The organism is Clostridium carboxidivorans P7 (genome assembly GCF_001038625.1).
In the GTDB taxonomy this organism is placed as follows: domain Bacteria; phylum Bacillota; class Clostridia; order Clostridiales; family Clostridiaceae; genus Clostridium_AM; species Clostridium_AM carboxidivorans.
The window spans coordinates 4742348-4763754 of sequence record NZ_CP011803.1 but is presented as its reverse complement, the minus strand read 5'-3'; the positions used below and the strand labels follow the sequence as shown (position 1 = coordinate 4763754).

Below are 21407 nucleotides of genomic sequence, written 5' to 3'. Positions count from 1 at the left end.
ATTGGTTTACCTCCTTATACTTCATCTAATCGTCTTGTTAATGTATGATCAACTGTCCTAAATATATGGTCTGTGTGATGGTACACAGGCAGACCAGCTTTTGGTGCACAGTTCATAACTGTATTTGAGCAGTCACTACAATTAGATATTAATATTCTTTCTGCTCCTTCTTTCTTTAACTGCAAAACTGCAGCTGTTTGGCCTGGTCATTCTCCCGGAGTCTTACATTTAGCGGCTCCCTTGCTTTCTACTATGTTTTTGCAATTTACAACTGAAACTACATTTGAGCCCATCTTTCCAGCTATATCTCTTAATCTTCCTTCATTTGCTCCACAAGCGCATACTAGAAGTCCCATTTTTCCTTTGTACTCTGGTAATGGTATAGTAACAATTGCTCCACCTGAAGTCTTTGTAACTACAGCTTTTTCTAGATCTTGTGCACTTCCAGTATATGGTCCACCTACTACAAGTTCACCATATTGTCCTTTAATACCACCGCATTTTTCTATTAATTCCTTTATAGGTGTTCCCACTGGAATCTGGAAAAATACATGTGATTCTTTTCCACTATTAAGTTTTCCTGCTATAGTTATATCTTTATCAATAACTGGTTTTCTATCCTCAACTGCTCTTGTAATATTTACAAGAGTTTCCCCATTTATTACAACACATTTTGCTTCTAATGGAAGTTGAGTTGGCTCAAGCCACTTTCCAAATATGGCATTTATTAACGCTCTCTCTTCTCCCATTGGATAAAGGTTTTTTACTTCACTAACTTCTATATCATTTCTACCTTTTAATGCATTTTTAAGAGATTGTACAGCCTTTTTATTTTTAGCCTTTATTCCTATATAAGCTTTAGGAGCTCCTGTTACCTTCATAGCACATTCTATACCCCTAATTACTATTCCTGGATTCTCTTCTATTAACTTTATATTGTGTCTAAGAACAGGTTCACATTCAACACAATTGGCAATGATGTATCCATCTGGAATTTGCGCTTTTAGCTTTATATGAGTTGGAAAACCAGCTCCACCAGCTCCAACTATTCCTGCTTCGTATATTGCATCAAGTATATTGTCAGTTTCTTTAATTTTTACATACTCTTCTGTTTGAACATCATTTGCTTCAACAATTATTTCAGTATCTGTAATCTTAACTACTTTTCCTGAAACACTTGTATGTATTTTTGCTCCCAATCCATTTGGCTCTGCAATACATTCGCCTCTTTTTACTTCCTTACCTTCCTTTACTACTGGAACGTCAGGTGCACCAACATGCATTTTAAGCGGAAAACTAAATAATTTTACCATAAAATACTGTTGTCTTAAATCTACTAACCTCAGTTTAGTAGAATGCAACATTCCCTCCTTTCAAAATTTCATTAACTTAATATAATGTTTATTATTACATAAATTAATAGTATGTATTATACTAAATAAATTTTTCTTATACGCAATTATATTCTAGCAAGTTCCGTGCCAATAATTTATTTTGCGCTGCTTTGTTATAAAATATGCAAATACACTGGTTTTTTCGTATTAGTTTTTTTTATATTAAAGGTTTACTTAATAGCAAAATGTACTTTTTTCTGACAAATAGTGTAGTATTTTTTGACACTATTCGTTAATTTTTAGTTAAAGTCATACACTGTATAGAAATATATATAAATTTGGTGTCAATAATTTGACACTAAAAATTAAAATAAAAATAGCCATATACAAGATATTTTTTCTTGTATATGGCTATTTGTTAAATAATTACGCTTGTGCTCCGATATCCTTTGACTTACTAGCAGATCTAAACATAGCTATAGATGTGTATATGATAACACATATTACTAACCAAGTTAAAATATTCAAAGGAAGACTCTTAACTATATATGCTGCTACTAAAACTCCAACTGATCCAAATAGAGTTATTGCCATAGAAGCTTTTCTATCATAAGCTCCTTCTTTAACAAATTTAGCTGATGCTACTGGCATCAAAAATGCACAAGATCCCATCATTATAGGGAATGCTACCTTTGGACTCATTCCAAGTGCAAATACTAATGCCATACAAGGTGCATATAACCCTATTCCAAGTGTCATAAGTGCTCCTAATATAAAGTTAGCAATTACAGCTATAATAAGCTTTATTCCTGTAAGTCCTATAGCGTCTCCACCTACAGGCATTAATTTTAATTGTGATGCTAACATTACTAATGCAACTATAAGTAATGCTACTCCCATTCCAAGTTGAACTTTTTTCTCATCAAGCTTTGAAACTATACCTGCACCTATAAAAGCACCTATAGTAGCAGAAACAAGCATTGCAAATAAAGTTACAGGTTCAACTTTTATTACTGTTATAAATATTAGAGCTTCTACTGTTACGGGAATTGTACAAGATGCATTAAGTGTTCCTGGTATTGTTCTATCTTGAGAAAGTTTAAAGAATTTTAATAATGCTGTAAGAGGAGCAAAACTTCCTATACCTAATGTATCAAAAAAGTTTGTTATAAATCCAACACCGCCTAATGCTAAAAAGTTTGCACTTTCTAGATTACCCTCTTTAGATGCTTTAAAATAATCTCTTAAAAATACTATTGTAAAATAACCTGTCAAGAGTATAAGTAAACCGGACACTACTTTAACTAACATAATAACATCCCCCTCTTTCTATTATAATTTTTAATATTACATATATATTGTAATATATATTATGGCCTTACCGCAATAATTTTCTTAATATTTTTTATATTTTTATTTTTGAATTTTTTGCATAAATTTACTTTAATATAAAACCATGTTTAACTGGATCATCTGGATCTATTAAGTATTGACTAAATCCAGTAACATATGCACTTCCTGTTATTTCTGGGATTATGCCATCAAATTCTCCTACTTTAGCTTTACTTAAAACTTTTCCTATGAATTTAGTACAAATTATGCTTTCATTTACTATTTGTCCACCAACTTCGATTTCTCCTCTAGCGTATAAATCAGCTAATTTGGCACTTGTTCCAGTTCCACATGGAGATCTATCAACCTGTCCTTGACCAAATACTACTACATTTTGAACATCTGCATCTTTACTTTTTGCAGGTGCATAAAACTCACAAAGATCAACTGTTTTAATATGCTTTAATATAGGGTGTTGAATCTCTACCTGCTCATTAACTGCATGAATAATCTTCATTCCAAGATCATTAAGTTGTTGTGCATTTTTAGGAATTAAATCAATTGCTACATCTGAAGCTTTTACCATTGCAAAAAAACTTCCTCCAAAAGAAATATCTAAAGTTAACTTTCCAAAGTCAGGTACACTTACTTCTATATCTTTCTTATAAAGAAATGCTGCTACATTAACTATTGAAACTTCTTTTGCTTTACCATTTTCAACTTTTACTCTAGCTTTAATAATTCCAGCTGGAGCTTCTAAAACTATATTTGTATATGGCTCTGTAACTGGTACCATTCCCATTTCAACAGCACAAGTTGCTGCTCCAATAGATCCGTGACCACACATATTTAAATATCCGCCGCCATCCATGAATATAACACCAATATCTGCTTCGTCTACACAAGGCTCAGTAAAAATAGCACCAAACATATCATTATGTCCTCTTGGTTCAAGCATTAACATAGTTCTTAAATAATCCATGTTTTTTTCCATGTATTCCATTTTCTCAGCCATAGTTTTTCCTGGAATCTTAGGCACTCCACCTGTTACAATTCTAGTCGGTTCACCCATAGTATGAGATTCTACTGTATTGATAACTTTTGTTGCTTTCATTTCACTATTCCCCCTTATTTTTCATTTTTAATTTTAAAAATGCTAAAGCTTTTTTAGCATCTAATTCTATTACATTGTTTTCGCCTACAACTTCTGTCTCTATTCCTTCCGTTGATTTATTAAAATCAACTATGGTGTCCATATACTTATTAGTAACTACAAATTGTGCTTGAGTACCCACAAAGCTCATTCCTACAACAGGAATTCCTCTCTTGCCTATTTCTTCTATAGCAGTAGCAAAATCAATATTACTATTTCCCCATCCATCTATAGACACAATAGCACCATCTGCTCTCATGGCTTCGACCCAAGCTGCCGCTCTCTGAGCAACAAATACCTTATCTTCATTTTCCTGAGGCGTTCCTGCTACTATAATTCCAAGAAGGTCTACATCTCCATCATTATCTACAATTTCTACTAATGGATCTCTAAAATGATGTAATGTAGTTTCTTTAGTAGATGGTCCAATTCCCATAGTATCACCTCAATTCATGGCTCTTAAAGCACCATCTCTATATTCATTAGGACTTAAGACTATTGGCATATTTCCCATATCTATAATAGATCTGCATCCAATAAATCCTCCAGGTTCTTTACCTAAAATACCTGTATCATACATACAACCCTGACCTGCAACTTGTTTTATGATAACTACTTTTTTCTTATTAGGTTTTATTTTATCAAAATATTCGTATTTTTCATCGCAGAATCTTCCATTCATCTTTTTTAGATACTCTCTTATCTCCGTAATTATCTTATCACATACTCTGTGAGCTGCCATAGGCCCTGGCCTATTTGTACCTTGCCCATCTTTCAATGTTATATCTATATTTATTATTATATCGTCCTCTGAAGGAGTGCCTCTTCTACCAAACTTAACTTGTTCTTTTAATATACCCTCTGAAGAACCAAATTCTGCAACTTGTATTCCTTTTTCATCTACTCCCGTAAGCATAACAGTTACTCCTGTTAAAACATGAGTTATTCCTTCTCCTAGCTTGCCTAAAACCTTAGTTGCTATAGGAGAAAAATCCATTATAGAATTTACAAAAATATCATGTTCATTACTTTGTATAATTTTTAACTTTAGACTGCGCACTAACTCTTCATTATCTATTACGTCAGCTTCTATATTATTTCTTATATATAAAACTCCATCTTTTATATATGTTTTTTCTGCAAATTCTACCTTTTGTATATGAAAAGTTTTTATAACAAGCCTTCTGATTTCTCTCTCCAAATTAACACACCCTTATCTTAATTAACAGGTTATTATAAACCAGAAACTAAGAACTAGTTTCTGGTTTATTATTGCTAATTAAACTTTTGCTGTATATTCATAAGGTAATGGTACTATCTTACCAGCTGATTGAAGAACTTCAAGCTGAGCTAATGTATCCTTAACGATACCTGTCTGCATTTCAACATTATGTGGTTGACCTGCATTAGCTCCCATTGGAACTCTAGGAGCAACTGCTCTTGGAGTTCCTGTCTGTTTAACTACTGGAGGCAATGCTGCTATAATTATAGTAGGAATTCCAGCCTCTTCGATTGCTCTCTGCACCAAAACTGCAGAGCGGTGACAAGTTCCTCATCCAGCAGTCATTAGAACTGCATCCACGCCTTCATCTTTTAAGATTTTAGCAATTTCTGGACCTGTTTCTTCTGTGAAAACTTTTACGTTTCCACCACCACCCATGAATCCAATATGAGTTGGTGCAACTCCCTTAATGTAACCTTCCTTAGCTAATTCCCTTAATCTATCAATAGGGAACATACAGTTTATATCTTTATTAACATCAGAGTTGTCATATCCACCATGTGATACCATTAAATCATCGGAATTAACATCTCCTGGTATTCTTCTAAATCCTGTATCTCCTGCTAAATTAAATCTTTTATCGGTTTTAACATGAACTCCAGCTGCTGTTGCAAGTGCAATAACCATATCTTTTAATGGTTTTTCTACAGGTGCCCAAACTGGTTTTGGTGTTATAGGAACAAATACTTCTGATTGTAAGCCTTTAACAACAGATTTACTCATTGCTATTACCTTCCTTTCTCTTTTCTATATTACTTATATATTTCTCATTAACTTTATCAGAAAGAACTTCTACATAAGTCATGTATAATCCCACTTCTTGTCCTACTTTCATAGGATAGTCTGATATTATCATTCTATTAGGTATTTTTAAATAACCAAGTCTGCCTTTGAAGTCTATTGCAACAGAACCATCAGTTACTTCTACAATGACTCCCTGCATTTCTCTTACTTGATCACCGTACTTTAAGTCCATACATCTCTACCTACTTTTATGAATATTTTTCTTTTCTTTTTTCACTCATTGGTAATGCTTGTTCATTAAGAGCTCTTTCTATTTTTATTCCTTTTTCCTTTTCAACTAATTCTAGATTGCTTTCAAGAACATTTCTATTATACTTTCTTTCTGCAGCTTTTACTTCTTCTCCATCCATAGCAGCTTTAAGCATTTCAGCTCCTCTAATTGCATCTTCTGGACATAATGTGTTGCATCCAAGAATTTCATTTTCTATTCCAGCTTCTGATTTATTATTGTCTATAATATATTTCATATATTTATTTCCAACAACTAATTGACCTTGAACTGCACAGAATGAAAATGCTACACAAGGTATTCCTCTCATACCTATTTGTTCAACATGGCTAGCAAAATCTATATGATTGTTTCCAAATCCTTCTGTAGTAACAAAAGCACCATCAACATCTAATGCTTCTACTATCATACCCATTCTTTCAGATACATAGAATTTTTCGGTGTTAATCTGAGGACTTCCTACAAATAATACACCACATAAATCTAATTCTGGATCAGCTAATACCTGATGAACTAATGGTTCTCTCCAGTAATGTCTTGAACATTCTTTTGATGCTGGTCCTATACAAGTTAATGCATGTATTCCACCGTCAGCAACTTCAAGTGGTGATAACATTACAGGAACATTACCAAGATCAACGTTTGGTTTTCCACCAAGGAATCCAACTGGTTCAACTGGTAGAATTAAGTTATCATGCATTGCTCCTTGTCCCATTATTTCTTTAACTATTATAACTTTTTTCTTTCCAGGTCTTCTTACATGTTTAAATTCTTCTATATTAACTACTAAAGAATCATCATCAATTTTCTTTATAGCTTCTCTTATTTCTTGAGTAATTACATCTGCTGCCTTATGAGCTGCTATAGGTCCTCTTCTTTCCATGTTTGTCTTAGCTTGAATTGTAATTTGTGCTTTTATGAATATTTCTCCCTTATCAGGACAACTTGGTCTACCCCATTGAATATTTTCATCAAGATAACCTTCTGATGAACCAAATTCACCTATTTGAACACCATTTTCGTCTGTACCAGTAAGCATCATTATAACACCATCAAGTACTCTAGTTACGCCAGAACCAAGTTTTGAATCTCCTTCTTTTGTAGCTATTGGCTGAACATCCATTATTGTTTCACTGTATGTGTGATACTTATCTGGTGTAATAATATCAAATTTTACAGCTTTAACAAGATCTCCAGTTGCTTCTGCATCTTTACATACGTCTTTTCTAATATATAAAGTTGTACCTTCGATTTTAGTTTCTTTGCCTAATTTTACTTCATTTATTTTGTAATGTTTTCTTGTAAGAGTTCTTAGTACTTTTTCTTCAAGTACTACTTCCTTTTTGTCTTCAGCTTTTGTTGCTACAACTGCTTTTTCAGCCTTTACTACTGGCACATTTCCGGATTTTACCGAACTAGTACTTATACCATTCAATGGTACTTCGATGTCAACACCTTTGCCTTCGGCAATTTTAATTCTTAGGACTCCACCTGATACATTTGATGTTACTTTTGGTGATTCTCCCATATCAACTTCCTCCTTAAATCCTTCTAACATTTCAGGTGTTATAGGAGTTAAAGCTGGTACATCGGACACTAATTTCTGTCCAACAACTTTTTCTCTTGTAAGAACCCTTTCATCTAATTTGAATAGTAATGAGTCCTCAAGCTTTTCAAAATGCATAGGATTCTCCAAATCTTCAGCCCCTATTACATCACCTGTTTTTTTGTTATATTTTAAGACTGCCTTTTCATTTCCTTCAGTTAGCTCCTCTTGAACTTTTTCTTCAGAAGCCATTTCTTTAACGCCTTCTAAAAGTTCTGGAGTTAACGGAGTAAGTGAATCAACAGTTTTAATCAATTTTGCTCCAATTACTTGTGCTACTTTCAAGCAATTGTCTGGAATAGTCAACAAACCAGCATCTACCATGTCAGGGAATATTGCTGGATCTTCTAAATTGGAAGCTTGAATTATTGTTCCTGCTTCTGTTCTACAACATACAATCCCAAGTTCATTTTTAACTTCTTCTGCATGTTCTACACTCATTGACATAACATTAATCCCTCCTTTTCGTTATTTCATCACAAATTTTATATATTAAAATGGTAACTCTATATCGATTCCTTTTCCTTCTTCTATTCTAATTTTTAAAACTCTACCTTCAACATCATCAACTATTTCTTCTGATACTACTTGTTCTTCTACAACTTCTTCTACTTGTTCTTCAACTTTTGAATCATTTTCTACTTTATCTTCTACTTCCTTAACACCCTCTAAAATATCTGGAGTTAATGGAGTTAATGAATCGATAGTTTTAAGTAATTTTGCTCCTATAACTTGACCTACTTTTAAACAATCTTTTGGTATAGTAAGCAATCCTGAATCAACCATATCTGGGAATATATCTGGGTCTTCAAGATTTGATGCTTGTATAATTGTTCCTTCTTCAGTTCTACAACATACAACAGCAACTTCATTTTTAAGTGCTTCTGCATGTTCAACACTCATTGACATTATTTAACCCCTCCTCTTACTACTTTTGTTCTTCCATAGGAAGTCTTCTAGTTAATGGATAATCCACTGTTCTAAACACATGATCTGTATGATGATATACAGGTAATCCTACCTTAGGCGCACAACACATTACAGTATTAGAACAATCACTACAGTTTGATATTAAAATTCTCTTAGCACCTTGTTTTTTCAAATACATAATGCCAGCAGCTTGCCCTGGGCAATCTCCTGGAGTTTTGCACTTATTAGATCCTTTAATTTCTTCTACATTTTTACATTTAGTAACTGCTACAACTTCTGATTTCATTTTAGAAGCTACATCTCTAAGTCTTTCCTCATTTGCTCCGCAAGCACAAACAAGAAGTCCTATTGGTCCTTTGTATTCCGGAAGTGGAATTGTTACTATAGCACCTCCTGAAATCTTTGTAACAGAAGCCTTCTCTAAATCTTCAGCTTTTCCTGTATAAGGTCCTCCTATAACAATTTCGCCATATTCTCCATCTATACCACCACATTTTTCTATAAGACTCTTCATTGAAGTGCCTACAGGTACTTGTGAAAATACATTAGGTTCTTTTCCTGATTTAAGTTTACCTATGACAGTTATATCCTTATCAATTACTGGCTTCTTATCTTCTACGGCTCTTGTTATATTAGCTAAAGTTTCTCCATTTAAAACCACACATTTAGCTTCTAATGGAAGTTGTGTAGGCTCAAGCCATTTTCCAAATATCTCATGAATTACAGCTCTTTCTTCACCCATTGGATACATATCTCTAAGCTTCTTTATTTCTATATCATCAGATCCGTTTAGACATTTTTCTAATGATTGTATTGCTTCTGGATGTTTTGCTTTTATAGCTATATAAGCTTTCTTTGAGCCTGTTGCTTTCATAGCATATCTTATGCCATTTACAACTAATTCAGGCTTCTCTTCTATCATTTTTATATTATGATGAAGAACAGGTTCACATTCAACGCAATTTGCAATTATGTATCCATCTGGAATTTCTGCTTTTAATTTGATGTGTGTTGGAAATCCTGCACCGCCGGCACCAACTATACCTGCTTCATATACAGTGTCAATTATGCTTTCGCACTCTTTAATTTTTACATAATCCTCTGTTTGTATCTCATCTGCTAATATAACTATATTATTATCAGTAATTTTAGATACTTCTCCTGACACACTAGTATGGATTTTTGCTCCAAGGCCTTTTGGTTCTGCTATACATTCTCCTCTTTTTACCTTCTGACCTTCTTTAACGGCAGGAACATCTGGTGCTCCTACATGCATTTTTAGAGGAAAACTATATAATTCTTTCATATCATCCCTCCTAAGTTTTATAGTCATGAATATATTTCAGCATTTATTATGCCAAATATTTGTTTATTTAATATATTTATTACTTTTTACCTATAATTGTTGCAAATACTACTATGTGGGCGTATAACTTTTTTTTATAACAACTATAATTTTTATTAATAAGTTCATTTTTTTGACACACCATATTTTGAAAATTATGTAAAATGCCTGTATGGTTAGGTTTACACGTAAAAAACACCTATGTCAATAATTAGACATAGATGTCAGTAATTTGAACCTATATATTATACTTTCCTAATTTGTAATATAATGTGCTCCTTTTTATATTTAACACTTTGGCCGCATGCTGCTTATTTCCTTTTACCATTTTCATAACTTCTTTTATAGTTCTTTTTTCAACATTCTCAACTATTCTTTCTAAATCGAATTCATCTTCACCTAAATCTTCCTCTGGAGATACACTTTCTATAATGTATTCAGGAATAGACTCTGTATTTATTTTCCCATTATTAGATAAAACAACCATCCTTTGAACTACGTTTTTTAGTTCTCTTATATTACCATCCCACTTATAATTAGTTAATATCTTATATACTTTATCATCAATATTAGTTATTTTTATACCTTCCTGAGCTGAAACCTGTTCAAAAAAGAGGTTTGCTAAATCTTTTACATCCTCTTTTCTATCTTTAAGCGGCGGCAGCTGTATCTGCACTACTGCTAATCTATAAAACAAATCTTCCCTGAATTTATCTTCAAGTATTAATTTTTTCAAATCTTTATTGGTAGCTGCAATGATTCTAGCATCAGTATTTATAGCCTTCTCACTGCCAAGCCTATATATCACTCCATCTTGCAGTACCCTTAACATTTTAACCTGCATCTCTACAGGCATATCTCCTATTTCATCTAAAAATAATGTACCTCCATTGGCAAATTCAAATTTACCTATCTTCCCCTTTTTTATAGCTCCTGTAAATGCACCTTCTACATATCCAAACAATTCACTTTCTAGTAAATTACCTGGTATAGCACTACAATTTATAGCTACAAAATTTCCAGTTCTCCCGCTAGCTTCATGTATTGATTTAGCAAAAACCTCTTTACCTGTTCCACTTTTTCCTGTTATAAGAACACTAGTAGATGTATGTGCTACTTTTTGCGCTATAGCTATAGCATCTATTATTTTCTTATTTTTTCCTATTATGGATGAAAAATTATATTTTGAAGCTATCTCATTTTTATATGCTTTCTCTAAAAATTCAACCTTCTTTTTCTCATATTCCAGCTGTTTTGTTAAATTCATAGCATCAGTAATATCTCTATCTGTTGACACAGATGCAATTATACGTCCTTTGGAATTATAGATGGGAACAGCACTTAATATTACCAGCTTTCCTTCTACAGGTTCATGAAATACATTATCTATTCTCTTTCCGGTATTTAATACTTTTAAATTTAAAGCTTTAGGAAAAAATTCTCCTAGGTGTTTATTCATTATTTTTTCTGCAGGCACATTATATAACTTTTCGGAACTCCTATTCCAATACTTTACTATTCCCTTTTCGTCACATATACATACACCTTCATGTAAATTGTCAAATACATTATTTAAAAGATTGAACATTTCATCCATTTTTAAATAAAAAGTATCTCTTATATTATTACTAGTAACTATACCTATAACTTTTCAATTTTCTAATACAGGTAGCCTTCCTATACGATTATCAATCATTATGTCTCTAGCCAATCTTGCTGAATCATTAGATCTTATAGTATATAAATTAGTGTTTCCAAACTCTATAATAGGTGCATCAAAGGATACACCCTTCTTTTTTATTTTTGCAACATCATTCATGGTAAATATTGCTTTTAATTTTCCATTTTTATCTTCAATTAAAACTTCATCTCTATATGACTCTATCATTCTATTGAGGGCATTTCTTATACTCTCATCTTCTCTTACTTTTATAAAATCCTTTAGCATTATGTCTCTTACTTTATATATAATCTCAGATATACTCATTAATTTCACCTACCATTTATACTCTACTTTAATTATAGAAACATATGCCGCTCATTACAATGAAAACTTTTATTGTAATTCTTTATACAAAAATAACACTTACCTTAATTATAAATTTAGTAAGTGTTATTTTTAAAATTTGTTATACTACCCTAAGCGTTTCCTTAGATGTTTTTTCTCTGTTATAACTTTCTACACCTATTCTCTTCAACCTACTCCATAACCTTTCCATGGTTTTCTCTGGATTATAATAAAATTCACTTCCCCTGATTCTCAGAAAGTACCAACCTATTCTTTCTAAGTTTAATCGTGCTTCCATATTCTTTTTTATATCATCTCCATTATCTATTATTCCTTCATCACAAACAATAGCAGCTCTATTTCTATTCCCTTCTATTATAAAATCTACTTTATATCCTCCCACTTTGATTTGAGGAATTATATCATACCCTTTATCCTTTATCATGTTATATACATCCTTTTGAAATTTAGATTGAAAAACGTATTCTAAATTTATATATCTCTTATTGTATTTTTCATAATTCAAACAATAATTAAGAATAGAATGCCTTACACATGATTTATTTAAATCTTTTAATTCTACAGAATAAAATAGCCACATTTGATTTCTTGCTCTACTTGCTGCCACATTAAACCTTCTTATATCTGATTCCCTAGTTAATGGTGCAAACTTAACATTGTTTGCAATAACCATTGACAAGAACATTACATCTCTTTCATCTCCCTGGAAGGAATAAGCATCTCCACATATAATTTTCCTTCTTATCATCTCCTCTTCCCCTATTCTTTCCCTTATCATATTTTCAATTATTTCACTTTGAACATCACCCAGTAAAGAAATAACCCCCATAGTCATATCTTTATATTTTTTATCTTTACAGCAACTAACTAATTTGCTTACTAAAACCTCTGCTTCTGGAATATTTACAGCTTTATTCTGTTCCCTATATCCATCTTCCGCTTTTACAGCCACAATAGGTGGGTATAATGCCTCTGAAGGCTTAGGATATCTCAATGGCTTTATCTCATTTGAATAACAAAGCATATTGCTAAACCCAATAATCTCTGGTACACACCTAAAATGTTCTTTAAGAATTAATCTATTTGGAAAAACTCTAAGTGCAGTATCATAAAGGCTAGTGTGTAAATCAAACCATTCATTTTGAGGAATATCCTTCAAATATTTATTTATCAAGCCTTGTATAACTCCTTGATCAACCCCTACAACTTCTGGACTTATCTGTTTGTCATCACCAACTATAACCGCCTTTTTAGCTCTCATTAAAGCACATATAGAAAATATATCACTTTGGCTGCTTTCATCATAAATAATAACATCAAACAACTTTCTTGATAATTTTATATTTTCAATTACTCTATTCAATGGCATAATCCAAACAGGTATAGTATCTTTACATTTCTCCATCTCATCCTGAGCTATTTTTCTATACTCTGATACCATCTTTCCTGTACCTTTTCCTATTCTTTTAACAGCCTGCATCCAGGCAAAAAGACTTCTTTTTTCAGATTCAGTAGTTTTAAGTATTTGATTATACCAGGTTTTTTTAGATACTATATCTTTTATAATCATTTTTTCTTTCTTACTATTCTGCTCTATTGCTTCTTCTATAAATTCTAAGTTTAGCTTATAAATATCCTTAAGCAAACTATTCCACTGACACCATTTCCACGCACTACAAAAATCTTCAAAGTTTCTTGTGTTATTTCTCCAACTTTCAATTAGCTTTTCTCCTGTAGTCGGACATACTTTTGTTATTTTATTTATAAGTTCATCTATCCTAACTAAATCGTTCTTTATTACTTTAAAATGTTCTATCATCTTCAACTGTTCTTTTGTTTTTTCTACATCAAGAAATTCCATTGCATTATACAATTCATCTAACTTATCTGTAGATAAAACTAATTTTTTCATAACTTCAATATAAGCTTTTAGCTCATTATACTCATTTACTTTTTTGATAGCTTGTACACACTTTATTAGATAGCTATAAGTTTGAGATTTATGCCACTCTATATTTTGTGGTATCCAAATTCTACCTAATAATGATGTTATTTTGCTTTTATACTTTACATTCCAATCAATTATAGTATTTAACTTTTTTATATTTTGTTCTATTTCTATTATGTCTATTTCATCTTCTCTATTACAAATATCTGATAAATCTCCATACTTTTTTGCCATGCTATTCCATAAAGACTTTAAGTCTTTAATTATTTTTTCCTGTTGAATGTAAAGTTTTAATGCTGATGCTTGTTCAAAATTTTCTACTTCAAGAAAATCAACTTTGCATTCTTTAAAAATATAATTATATTCTGAATGAATAATTTTAAAGGTTTTGCTCACTTTTCCTCTCGAATTAAACTTGCTATATACAATATCAAAATCTCTACTTAATTTATCTATATTTATATTATTCGGAATTTCTATGTTGTAATTTTTTAGTTTGCTTTTTAGCCTATCTAGCATCAAAAAATAATTATTACATTTAAACGCTGCATCCATAAATAAATCATGTGCTATTTTGCTACTATAATAAAGTCCTAGTATATTTTTAAAGCTACTATTTTCTATAGATTCCATTTCACTTTTACACTTATTCAACATACTTAAAAGAGCTTCATAATCACATCTATTATTATCTGGTATTCGCCAGTTACTTAGTAATTTTGTATTAATTTCAATATCTTCTTTTAATTTTTTAAACCTAGACATTTTATCACAGATTTCAATATCCATAGGTATTTTATCTATCAAACTTTTTATACTATCAAAATTCTGCTTTTCTTTTTTATCTATAGCCTTTAATAATTTTAATAATTGCAAATATTCCTCTTTATTTAAAGGCATAGATTGTTCATATTTAATGTTATCTTCTATCCATGAATGTTGTTTTCTATTTTCTCTTACCCATTTTGCAATATCTGCAACTTTATAATACTGTCCCCCATATTCTATACTCTTATTTTCAGTATTTTGAATTTCCCCCAGTCTATTATATAAATGCTCTTGCTTTTTTCTGCAATTTTTTAATTCTTCCCTTAATAATTTAATCTCTTTACTTAATGCTTCAGGCTCTACAGACAGATTATCTGTTATTTTTCTTACAGCTTCATTAAGTTCTTTTAGAGAATTAGAATCATTTCCAATAACACTCATACACAATGGTCTAATATGTTCTGGTATCATGTCCACCAACACTTTTAAAGCTTTATCTGTTTGACTTGTCACAAGCACACTTTTACCATGTGCAAGAAGATGACATATTAAATTAACTATTGTATGACTCTTACCTGTTCCTGGGGGGCCTTGTACTACAACTCCATAATTTTCACATAACCTTTTAACAACTTGTTTTTGCTCAAAGTTTGTATCTAATGGAAATAGTATGTCCTCTCCAACTTTTTCCCATTCCTTTATATCTTCCTCACTTTGCTCTAATTTTTTATCTTGTACCAAAGCCTTTATTGTTTCTGGTATAACATAGCCATTATCTATTTGATTATTTATGTTTATAATTTCTTTTTGCCATAATCTCATATTATTTTTTCTTATTAAAATTACAGGATTATCGCAAATAAAAGGATTTTTTGTTAACTTTATTTTATCCATGCTTACTCTACAATTTATTATTTGACCATTACAACCTAAGTAGGAAACTATATCTTTTAGTATATTCTCAATATTATCTATTGTTCTAGGATCTATATCGACGCTATTTATTTCATTTTCTATTTGAACTATGCTATGTAAATTTGCTATATCTAAGTCTTCAAATATTCCCAGTTCTAAACATGTAGGACTTATTGGTATTAAATGAAATATACCCTTTTTAACATCAAAATTTAGTTTCATTCTGGTTGTAACAACAGGATGAATTATTTTTTCATTACCAACTTTCCAAACAAGAAGACCATGTCCCCATACTATTTCTATTCCTTCTGATCTTTTCTGTATCTCCAAAAATAACTTAAACAATTGATCATATATACATTTACACTTTTTTGTTACCTCTAACCACCATTCAGTTTCCGAAACCTTATTCACACTGCACCCATCCATAGACATCAGGTCATTTTCCCAATATAGTTTTTCATATTCTGAAACATTTCTTATTATTTTTTCATTTAAATTTTTTACGCTTAGTAAATATGAAAATATTTTTTTGACCTTATTCCTATAATCCATTTTTTCACCCCACAACGCACTTATAAATATATTTACTTTTATGTTAAATTATACCATTTTATTTTTTATTGTCCATTTGTTTCGTTAAACATATTTCATAATAAAATGACACCCTTTTTAGACTTATTTTGGTTGTGGTAAAAATGGTTATTTAAAATAGCCTATTGTAACAATGAATAAATAATATGTTCATATAATTCTGGCACTACATTTAAAGTATAAGGAACATTTAATCTTTCGCTGTATTTGTGAAAATCCTTTCCTTCGCCGCCAAAGACTATTGCAGGAATGCTAAGCTTGCTTAAAGCTTCTAATGGCAAATCATAACTTATACCATATCCAACAATATTCGAAGATAAACCAGATATATTCTTATTATTCTCTATTCCAGTATAACTTAAATCAGAAATCCCCATAAAAAAGTCTTCTTTAATAATTTTTTCGTTAAACTTTTCATGCGCATACTCTATTGTTTTATCTATAGAATTTATAAATTTTTTGTCCTTAGCGTCTTCTTCTCTCAAGTATTTATGAGGATAATATGGAGGAATAAAAGAAACTATTATCATAGTTTTCTTATCATCATATTTTTCATAAGTTTCTTTAACTATATTTATGGCTATAGTTTGGTTATCTTTATTTTCTTTTTTCCAAAGTTCAACTTTTTCTTTCATATAACTTTCAAAATTTTTATTCTTACTTTTAACCTGCAAAAGTAATTCTTCATAAGTCATAACACATGGCTGTACTTTAATATATTCAAATCTCTTACCGCTCTTTTTTATAAATTTTTCTCTTTTGATTTTAATATCTTCTAGAACATTATTAAATGCCTTAAATGCTAAGTCTTTTAAATTACTCATAAGCTTTTCCTCAGACATACTAAGAGTAAGTAAATTATAATATGCTGCTGCATATAAAGGACTTTGTACAGAATATAATTCTTTTAAATCCATTTGTTTCAAACACATAGGAGGTGGAGTTATGACATTATTAAATTGATCAGAAAAGTCAGGATTATTTTCTAAAATTCTATTTATTTCTGAAACTAACGCATTGGGATTTAGCCCTTTTAATGGTTCTCCTACATGAGTTTCTTTACCTACACATAAAAACAGTGGCATTATTTTTCCTACACTGCCCATATATAATCTTTTAAATTCTTCACCTGCACTTTGCGGTATGCTGCATTCTGATATTATTGCCCCGCAATAATTATATTTCATTTTATCTTGAAGCTTTAAAAGAAACGGAGCTGCAGCCACCATACCTTCTGAATTACTTTCTTCACCTGGCACTGCTAAAAATAACAAATTTCCCTTAAAATTTTGGTCTTCGCTAAACTTTCTAATTAATTCTATATCTATTGCAATACCACATTTCATATCTGCTGTTCCTCTTCCAAAAATCCACTTACCTGATTTAAGGTCTTTTAAGGCATCTTCATCTAAATTCAACTCACTAATCCGTTTTGTACATTCTTCCATATCAAAAGCAATAGGTTTTAAATGTCCAAATTCTTCTACTCCTACTACATCAAAGTGTCCTGTTAAAATCAAAGTATCATTTGATTTTTCTTTTCCATTTACTACTGCCCATACAAATTTTCTTTCTAAATTATCTCCTTCTACTGCTTCCATACCAAAGTTATTTTTATTTTTTTTAAAATAAGTCATGTTTGATAGCATATCATATATTTTTTCTGATGCAATACTTTCATTTTTTGTACCTGATACACTTGGAAGGGAGATTAATTCTTTTAATGTTTCATAAATCTTATCACTCAAATTCATTTTAAATTTCCTCTTTTCTCATATATTACTTTTAAATATGTTATCATAGTTTAATAGTTTATATATACATTATAATTAATAAAAAATTTTTAAATCAAGAACTTTATATAAAAAAATAAAGGAGCATTTATCTATGCTCCTCGAAATATTATTTAATTTTTTTTTGACTAAGCAATTCTTCATATTGAATAGAATTTTGGCTATTTATTTCTGGGAATTTTATCTCTACATTTTTATTTATATTAAAAGTATTTGTATTAAAATCAATACCTAATTTATATACACCTGTAAGTTTATTTGCTGTATTGCTATTTTTAACATTACTTAAACTTTCAACTGTTGATATGAATTTTGGTGCATCAAATACTAAATCTATATTTCCCTTTTGACCAACAACATATCCATTACTATCTACTGCAAAATCAATTACAATTCCTTTATCTCCAACAATAGGTACTCCATCAAAAGCATTCAATACTTTATTCATACTAGCTGTAAATTGTGGTAATCCTTTTTCAAAATCCGAAAATGCCTTATCTATTTCTGCCTGACTAACTGATGCCTGTTGTTTGTCTGAAGAAACTTTTACAACTGTAGTTAAATAATCTTTTAAGAAATCTCTAGCATCTTTACTGCTTACTAAACTGTTGGAAGTATATTTTATTAAATCCTTGAAGTTTTTATCATTTAATTTAACTTCATAAACATGAACATTTCTTGCTCCATCTACAAGATCCCAGTATTGATTTCCTTCATCTGTAATAAGTTTAAACTTTGGATCAAAACTTACCATATCTTTTACTATCATTTCCGAAAACTTTTTTTGCATGTCCTGACTAACTTTAGCAATATCAGTACTCATTGTACCATTCTTATTCATATTTGAGCTATCTAATACAATATACTGTTTTCCATTCATTTTTGATGATTGCATATCTGGAACTTTTAAAATTTCCTTAAAATTAACTTTATCATTTTCTGTATTTGCATCCACCCAAAGTCCCATATTCATTGGCACATTTCCTACTTGTAATAACATGTCTGCTTGCATTTTTCCACTTTTGCCATTATTGCTTTGATTCATCTTTCCATTCACAGTTAACTTTGAACCATTTATCATAGGAATAACTTTTCCCATTTCTTGTTGTTCCTGAGTTGAAAGATTTTCTCCACTAAATCGTAGTCCAATTTGTGTTTTAAATTCTGAACTAGAAGCTTTTTGTGTTTTTGTATATGCATCAGAAATTGACTTACCCTCATAACTGCATCCTGTAAAAATAGAAGAAACCATTGTCATAGAAATTGCTAATACAACCAATTTTTTTAAACTTTTCATTATTGAGTCCCCCCATCTAAATTATGTGCTAATTATAGCATGGTGATAAATACCAGTCAATAAGTTTTTTTATACCTTTTAACGGTGTTTCTTTTACCAATACCCCTTTACTATAATTTGATTGCACTTTGCTACTGTTATCTCTATTTTTCTAAATTTATCTATATAAGATTCTATTTCCCACATACAGAATATATGATTAAGTTTCTAAATAAAAAAAACTTACCTGAAAATAGAACTGCTTTTCATATAAAGCATTTATTTTCAGGTAAGTTATTTACTAGTTTTCTACATTTATATTTTTACGTTTTGCTACTAATTTATATATTATAAACCCAATTATGCAAACCACTACAGCTATATCAGCCATATGAAACCAAGAACGAATCATAATCCAATTTTCACCCATTTTATATCCAACATAACCTAACAAAATACTCCATATTAATGATCCTAAAAAAGTATATATGGTGAACTTTTTAAATTCCATTTTGCTTATACCAGCTGGAAGCGATATGAATGTCCTTATTATAGGCAAAAGCCTTGAGAAAAAAACTATTTTTTCCCCATACTTATTAAAATATTCATCACTTTTTTCTATTTTACTTTTAGATATTCTTAGTTTGTCCGCATATTTTTCCACTAAAGGTCTTCCTCCAAGCTTACCTAAATAGTAAGCTCCTATTGAACCTGCAGTTCCGCCAATAGTTCCAATTAGTATCATAGCTATTAAATTTAATCTTCCTGTAAAACTTAAATAACCTCCAAAAGGCAGTATTGCCTCACTAGGAATAGGTATACATGCACTTTCTAATGCCATTCCAGCAAAAATCCCTACATATCCGAGTTTATCCAGGACAAAAATAACTGCATTTATTAAACTTTCTACCATAAAATTTTCCTTTCTTTAATTACAGCATCCTATACTTAATAATAAGTTTTGAAACCTCTCCTTAATTATAAGATATTTAACAAAAACTTTTGTTAACTTTATATTAAAAAAATGTGCATAATTTGTGTATACCTTGTCACTTTTTATCTTTTACAAGAATCTCTTTCTATTAACTCATGCTCAAGAACATAACTGTCTTTATCTACTTCTTTTTTATTTATGATTTTTATAAGCATTCTCATCCCTACAGATCCCATATCATACATAGGCAATCCTATAGTTGTAAGTTTTGGATAAAATACAGATGCAGAATAAATATTATCAAATCCTATTACATCTACCTGTTCAGGAACTTTTATATTCTTGTCTCTCAATGCATTTATAGCACCCATAGCAATTTCATCACTAGAGCAAAATACTGAGTCAATACTTTCTTTCTCTAAAATAGCATTTATTCCATCATAGCCATCTGATACTTTTAGTCCTCCAAAATGTACAATGTTTTCATCTAATTTTATGCTATTTTGTTTTAGTGCAGTTTTATACCCTGTATACCTTAATGCACTAGCATTAGCTGCATCCTCATGGGTTCCAATATAAGCTATTTTTTTATCGCCCTTCTTAATTAAATAATTCACAGCATCCAACGCTGCTTTTTCATTGTCTATGGTTACGCTTGGTATATTTCCTTCTTTACTAGTAGTTTCTACTAAAACCATAGGAATCTGTAATTGCTTTATAAGATTTACTATGCTATCTTCTAAAGAATTACTCATATAAAGAACTCCATCTACCATTTTTTCTTTTAATACTTTTAGATATTCCATTTCTTTTTCAGTATCTAAATCTGTATTACATAACATTATGTTATAGTTATATATATTAGCTACATCTTCAGCTCCTCTTACTATTTCTGGATAGAACTGACTGGATATATCCGGTATTATTATTCCTATTGTACTTGTTCTTTGTGTTTTTAAGCTTCTTGCTACTATATTAGGTCTATATCCTAACTTATCTATTGCTTCTAAAACTTTCTTTTTTGTTTCTTCATTTACAACGTCTACATCATTTAATACCCTAGAAACTGTAGCTATAGAAACTCCTGCTTCCTTTGCTACATCTTTTATTGATGCTGCCATTTTATCAACTCCCG

At 30.7% G+C, this 21407-nt stretch carries 14 protein-coding genes and 2 pseudogenes; all 16 read right to left on the bottom strand.

Annotated features, from left to right (window positions below; translation table 11 throughout):
- Nucleotides 1–14 precede the first annotated feature (14 nt).
- The 16 genes and pseudogenes from prdC (Ccar_RS21435) to Ccar_RS21350 all read right to left on the bottom strand — a co-directional run bounded on the left by prdC (Ccar_RS21435) (nucleotide 15) and on the right by Ccar_RS21350 (nucleotide 21393).
- Nucleotides 15–1313 carry a proline reductase-associated electron transfer protein PrdC gene (gene prdC / locus Ccar_RS21435; RefSeq protein ID WP_242655115.1) on the bottom strand — a complete coding sequence of 433 codons (1299 nt, stop codon included), beginning with the start codon at nucleotides 1311–1313 and terminating at the stop codon, nucleotides 15–17.
- Nucleotides 1314–1760: 447 nt separating this feature from the next.
- Complete coding sequence (locus Ccar_RS21430) at nucleotides 1761–2645, bottom strand: TSUP family transporter (RefSeq protein ID WP_007062681.1); 885 nt, start codon at nucleotides 2643–2645, stop codon at nucleotides 1761–1763.
- 127 nt (nucleotides 2646–2772) lie between these two features.
- The gene (locus Ccar_RS21425) at nucleotides 2773–3780 is read right to left on the bottom strand and encodes a proline racemase (protein WP_007062682.1); all 1008 of its coding nucleotides are present in this window, start codon (nucleotides 3778–3780) and stop codon (nucleotides 2773–2775) included.
- Nucleotides 3781–3784: 4 nt separating this feature from the next.
- Nucleotides 3785–5020: pseudogene (gene prdD / locus Ccar_RS27495) on the bottom strand (proline reductase cluster protein PrdD).
- A 78-nt stretch (nucleotides 5021–5098) separates the two neighbouring features.
- Nucleotides 5099–5824: a D-proline reductase (dithiol) protein PrdB gene (prdB, locus tag Ccar_RS26505; RefSeq protein ID WP_081457842.1), complete on the bottom strand. Its 726-nt coding sequence runs from the start codon at nucleotides 5822–5824 to the stop codon at nucleotides 5099–5101.
- A complete protein-coding gene (locus tag Ccar_RS21400; RefSeq protein WP_007062687.1) occupies nucleotides 5817–6077 on the bottom strand; it encodes a CBO2463/CBO2479 domain-containing protein in 261 nt (86 codons plus the stop codon). The genes prdB and Ccar_RS21400 overlap by 8 nt, the downstream gene beginning before the upstream one ends.
- Nucleotides 6078–6093: 16 nt before the next feature.
- Nucleotides 6094–8187 carry a D-proline reductase (dithiol) proprotein PrdA gene (prdA, locus tag Ccar_RS21395; RefSeq protein WP_007062688.1) on the bottom strand — a complete coding sequence of 698 codons (2094 nt, stop codon included), beginning with the start codon at nucleotides 8185–8187 and terminating at the stop codon, nucleotides 6094–6096.
- A gap of 51 nt (nucleotides 8188–8238) precedes the next feature.
- A pseudogene (locus tag Ccar_RS21390) lies at nucleotides 8239–8649 on the bottom strand (sugar transporter); the annotation flags it as partial.
- Between the two features lie 19 nt (nucleotides 8650–8668).
- The gene (gene prdC / locus Ccar_RS21385; RefSeq protein WP_007062690.1) at nucleotides 8669–9976 is read right to left on the bottom strand and encodes a proline reductase-associated electron transfer protein PrdC; all 1308 of its coding nucleotides are present in this window, start codon (nucleotides 9974–9976) and stop codon (nucleotides 8669–8671) included.
- Between the two features lie 277 nt (nucleotides 9977–10253).
- A complete protein-coding gene (locus tag Ccar_RS21380; RefSeq protein ID WP_242852179.1) occupies nucleotides 10254–11603 on the bottom strand; it encodes a sigma 54-interacting transcriptional regulator in 1350 nt (449 codons plus the stop codon).
- A 63-nt stretch (nucleotides 11604–11666) separates the two neighbouring features.
- Nucleotides 11667–12002, bottom strand: a complete 336-nt coding sequence (locus tag Ccar_RS27490) for a CBS domain-containing protein (RefSeq protein WP_007062692.1) — start codon at nucleotides 12000–12002, stop codon at nucleotides 11667–11669.
- A 142-nt stretch (nucleotides 12003–12144) separates the two neighbouring features.
- A complete protein-coding gene (locus tag Ccar_RS21370; protein ID WP_048030403.1) occupies nucleotides 12145–16230 on the bottom strand; it encodes an AAA domain-containing protein in 4086 nt (1361 codons plus the stop codon).
- Nucleotides 16231–16391: 161 nt separating this feature from the next.
- Nucleotides 16392–18023, bottom strand: a complete 1632-nt coding sequence (locus Ccar_RS21365; RefSeq protein ID WP_048030401.1) for a M20/M25/M40 family metallo-hydrolase — start codon at nucleotides 18021–18023, stop codon at nucleotides 16392–16394.
- A 148-nt stretch (nucleotides 18024–18171) separates the two neighbouring features.
- The gene (locus Ccar_RS21360) at nucleotides 18172–19359 is read right to left on the bottom strand and encodes a hypothetical protein (protein WP_048030400.1); all 1188 of its coding nucleotides are present in this window, start codon (nucleotides 19357–19359) and stop codon (nucleotides 18172–18174) included.
- Between the two features lie 280 nt (nucleotides 19360–19639).
- Nucleotides 19640–20251, bottom strand: a complete 612-nt coding sequence (locus Ccar_RS21355; protein WP_007064167.1) for a DedA family protein — start codon at nucleotides 20249–20251, stop codon at nucleotides 19640–19642.
- Nucleotides 20252–20394: 143 nt separating this feature from the next.
- On the bottom strand, nucleotides 20395–21393 hold the full coding sequence (locus Ccar_RS21350; protein WP_007064168.1) for a LacI family DNA-binding transcriptional regulator: 999 nt from the start codon (nucleotides 21391–21393) through the stop codon (nucleotides 20395–20397).
- Between the last annotated feature and the right edge of the window lie 14 nt (nucleotides 21394–21407).

What these genes read in the sequence shown, in the direction of transcription:
- Ccar_RS21430 (WP_007062681.1), bottom strand. Translation starts at nt 2,645, where the DNA reads ATGTTAGTTAAAGTAGTGTCCGGTTTACTTATACTCTTGACAGGTTAT.
- prdC (WP_007062690.1), bottom strand. Translation starts at nt 9,976, where the DNA reads ATGAAAGAATTATATAGTTTTCCTCTAAAAATGCATGTAGGAGCACCA.
- Ccar_RS21380 (WP_242852179.1), bottom strand. Translation starts at nt 11,603, where the DNA reads ATGTTCAATCTTTTAAATAATGTATTTGACAATTTACATGAAGGTGTA.
- Ccar_RS21425 (WP_007062682.1), bottom strand. Translation starts at nt 3,780, where the DNA reads ATGAAAGCAACAAAAGTTATCAATACAGTAGAATCTCATACTATGGGT.
- prdA (WP_007062688.1), bottom strand. Translation starts at nt 8,187, where the DNA reads ATGTCAATGAGTGTAGAACATGCAGAAGAAGTTAAAAATGAACTTGGG.
- Ccar_RS21400 (WP_007062687.1), bottom strand. Translation starts at nt 6,077, where the DNA reads ATGGACTTAAAGTACGGTGATCAAGTAAGAGAAATGCAGGGAGTCATT.
- Ccar_RS21355 (WP_007064167.1), bottom strand. Translation starts at nt 20,251, where the DNA reads ATGGTAGAAAGTTTAATAAATGCAGTTATTTTTGTCCTGGATAAACTC.
- Ccar_RS21370 (WP_048030403.1), bottom strand. Translation starts at nt 16,230, where the DNA reads ATGGATTATAGGAATAAGGTCAAAAAAATATTTTCATATTTACTAAGC.
- Ccar_RS21360 (WP_048030400.1), bottom strand. Translation starts at nt 19,359, where the DNA reads ATGAAAAGTTTAAAAAAATTGGTTGTATTAGCAATTTCTATGACAATG.
- Ccar_RS21365 (WP_048030401.1), bottom strand. Translation starts at nt 18,023, where the DNA reads ATGAATTTGAGTGATAAGATTTATGAAACATTAAAAGAATTAATCTCC.
- Ccar_RS21350 (WP_007064168.1), bottom strand. Translation starts at nt 21,393, where the DNA reads ATGGCAGCATCAATAAAAGATGTAGCAAAGGAAGCAGGAGTTTCTATA.
- Ccar_RS27490 (WP_007062692.1), bottom strand. Translation starts at nt 12,002, where the DNA reads ATGAGTATATCTGAGATTATATATAAAGTAAGAGACATAATGCTAAAG.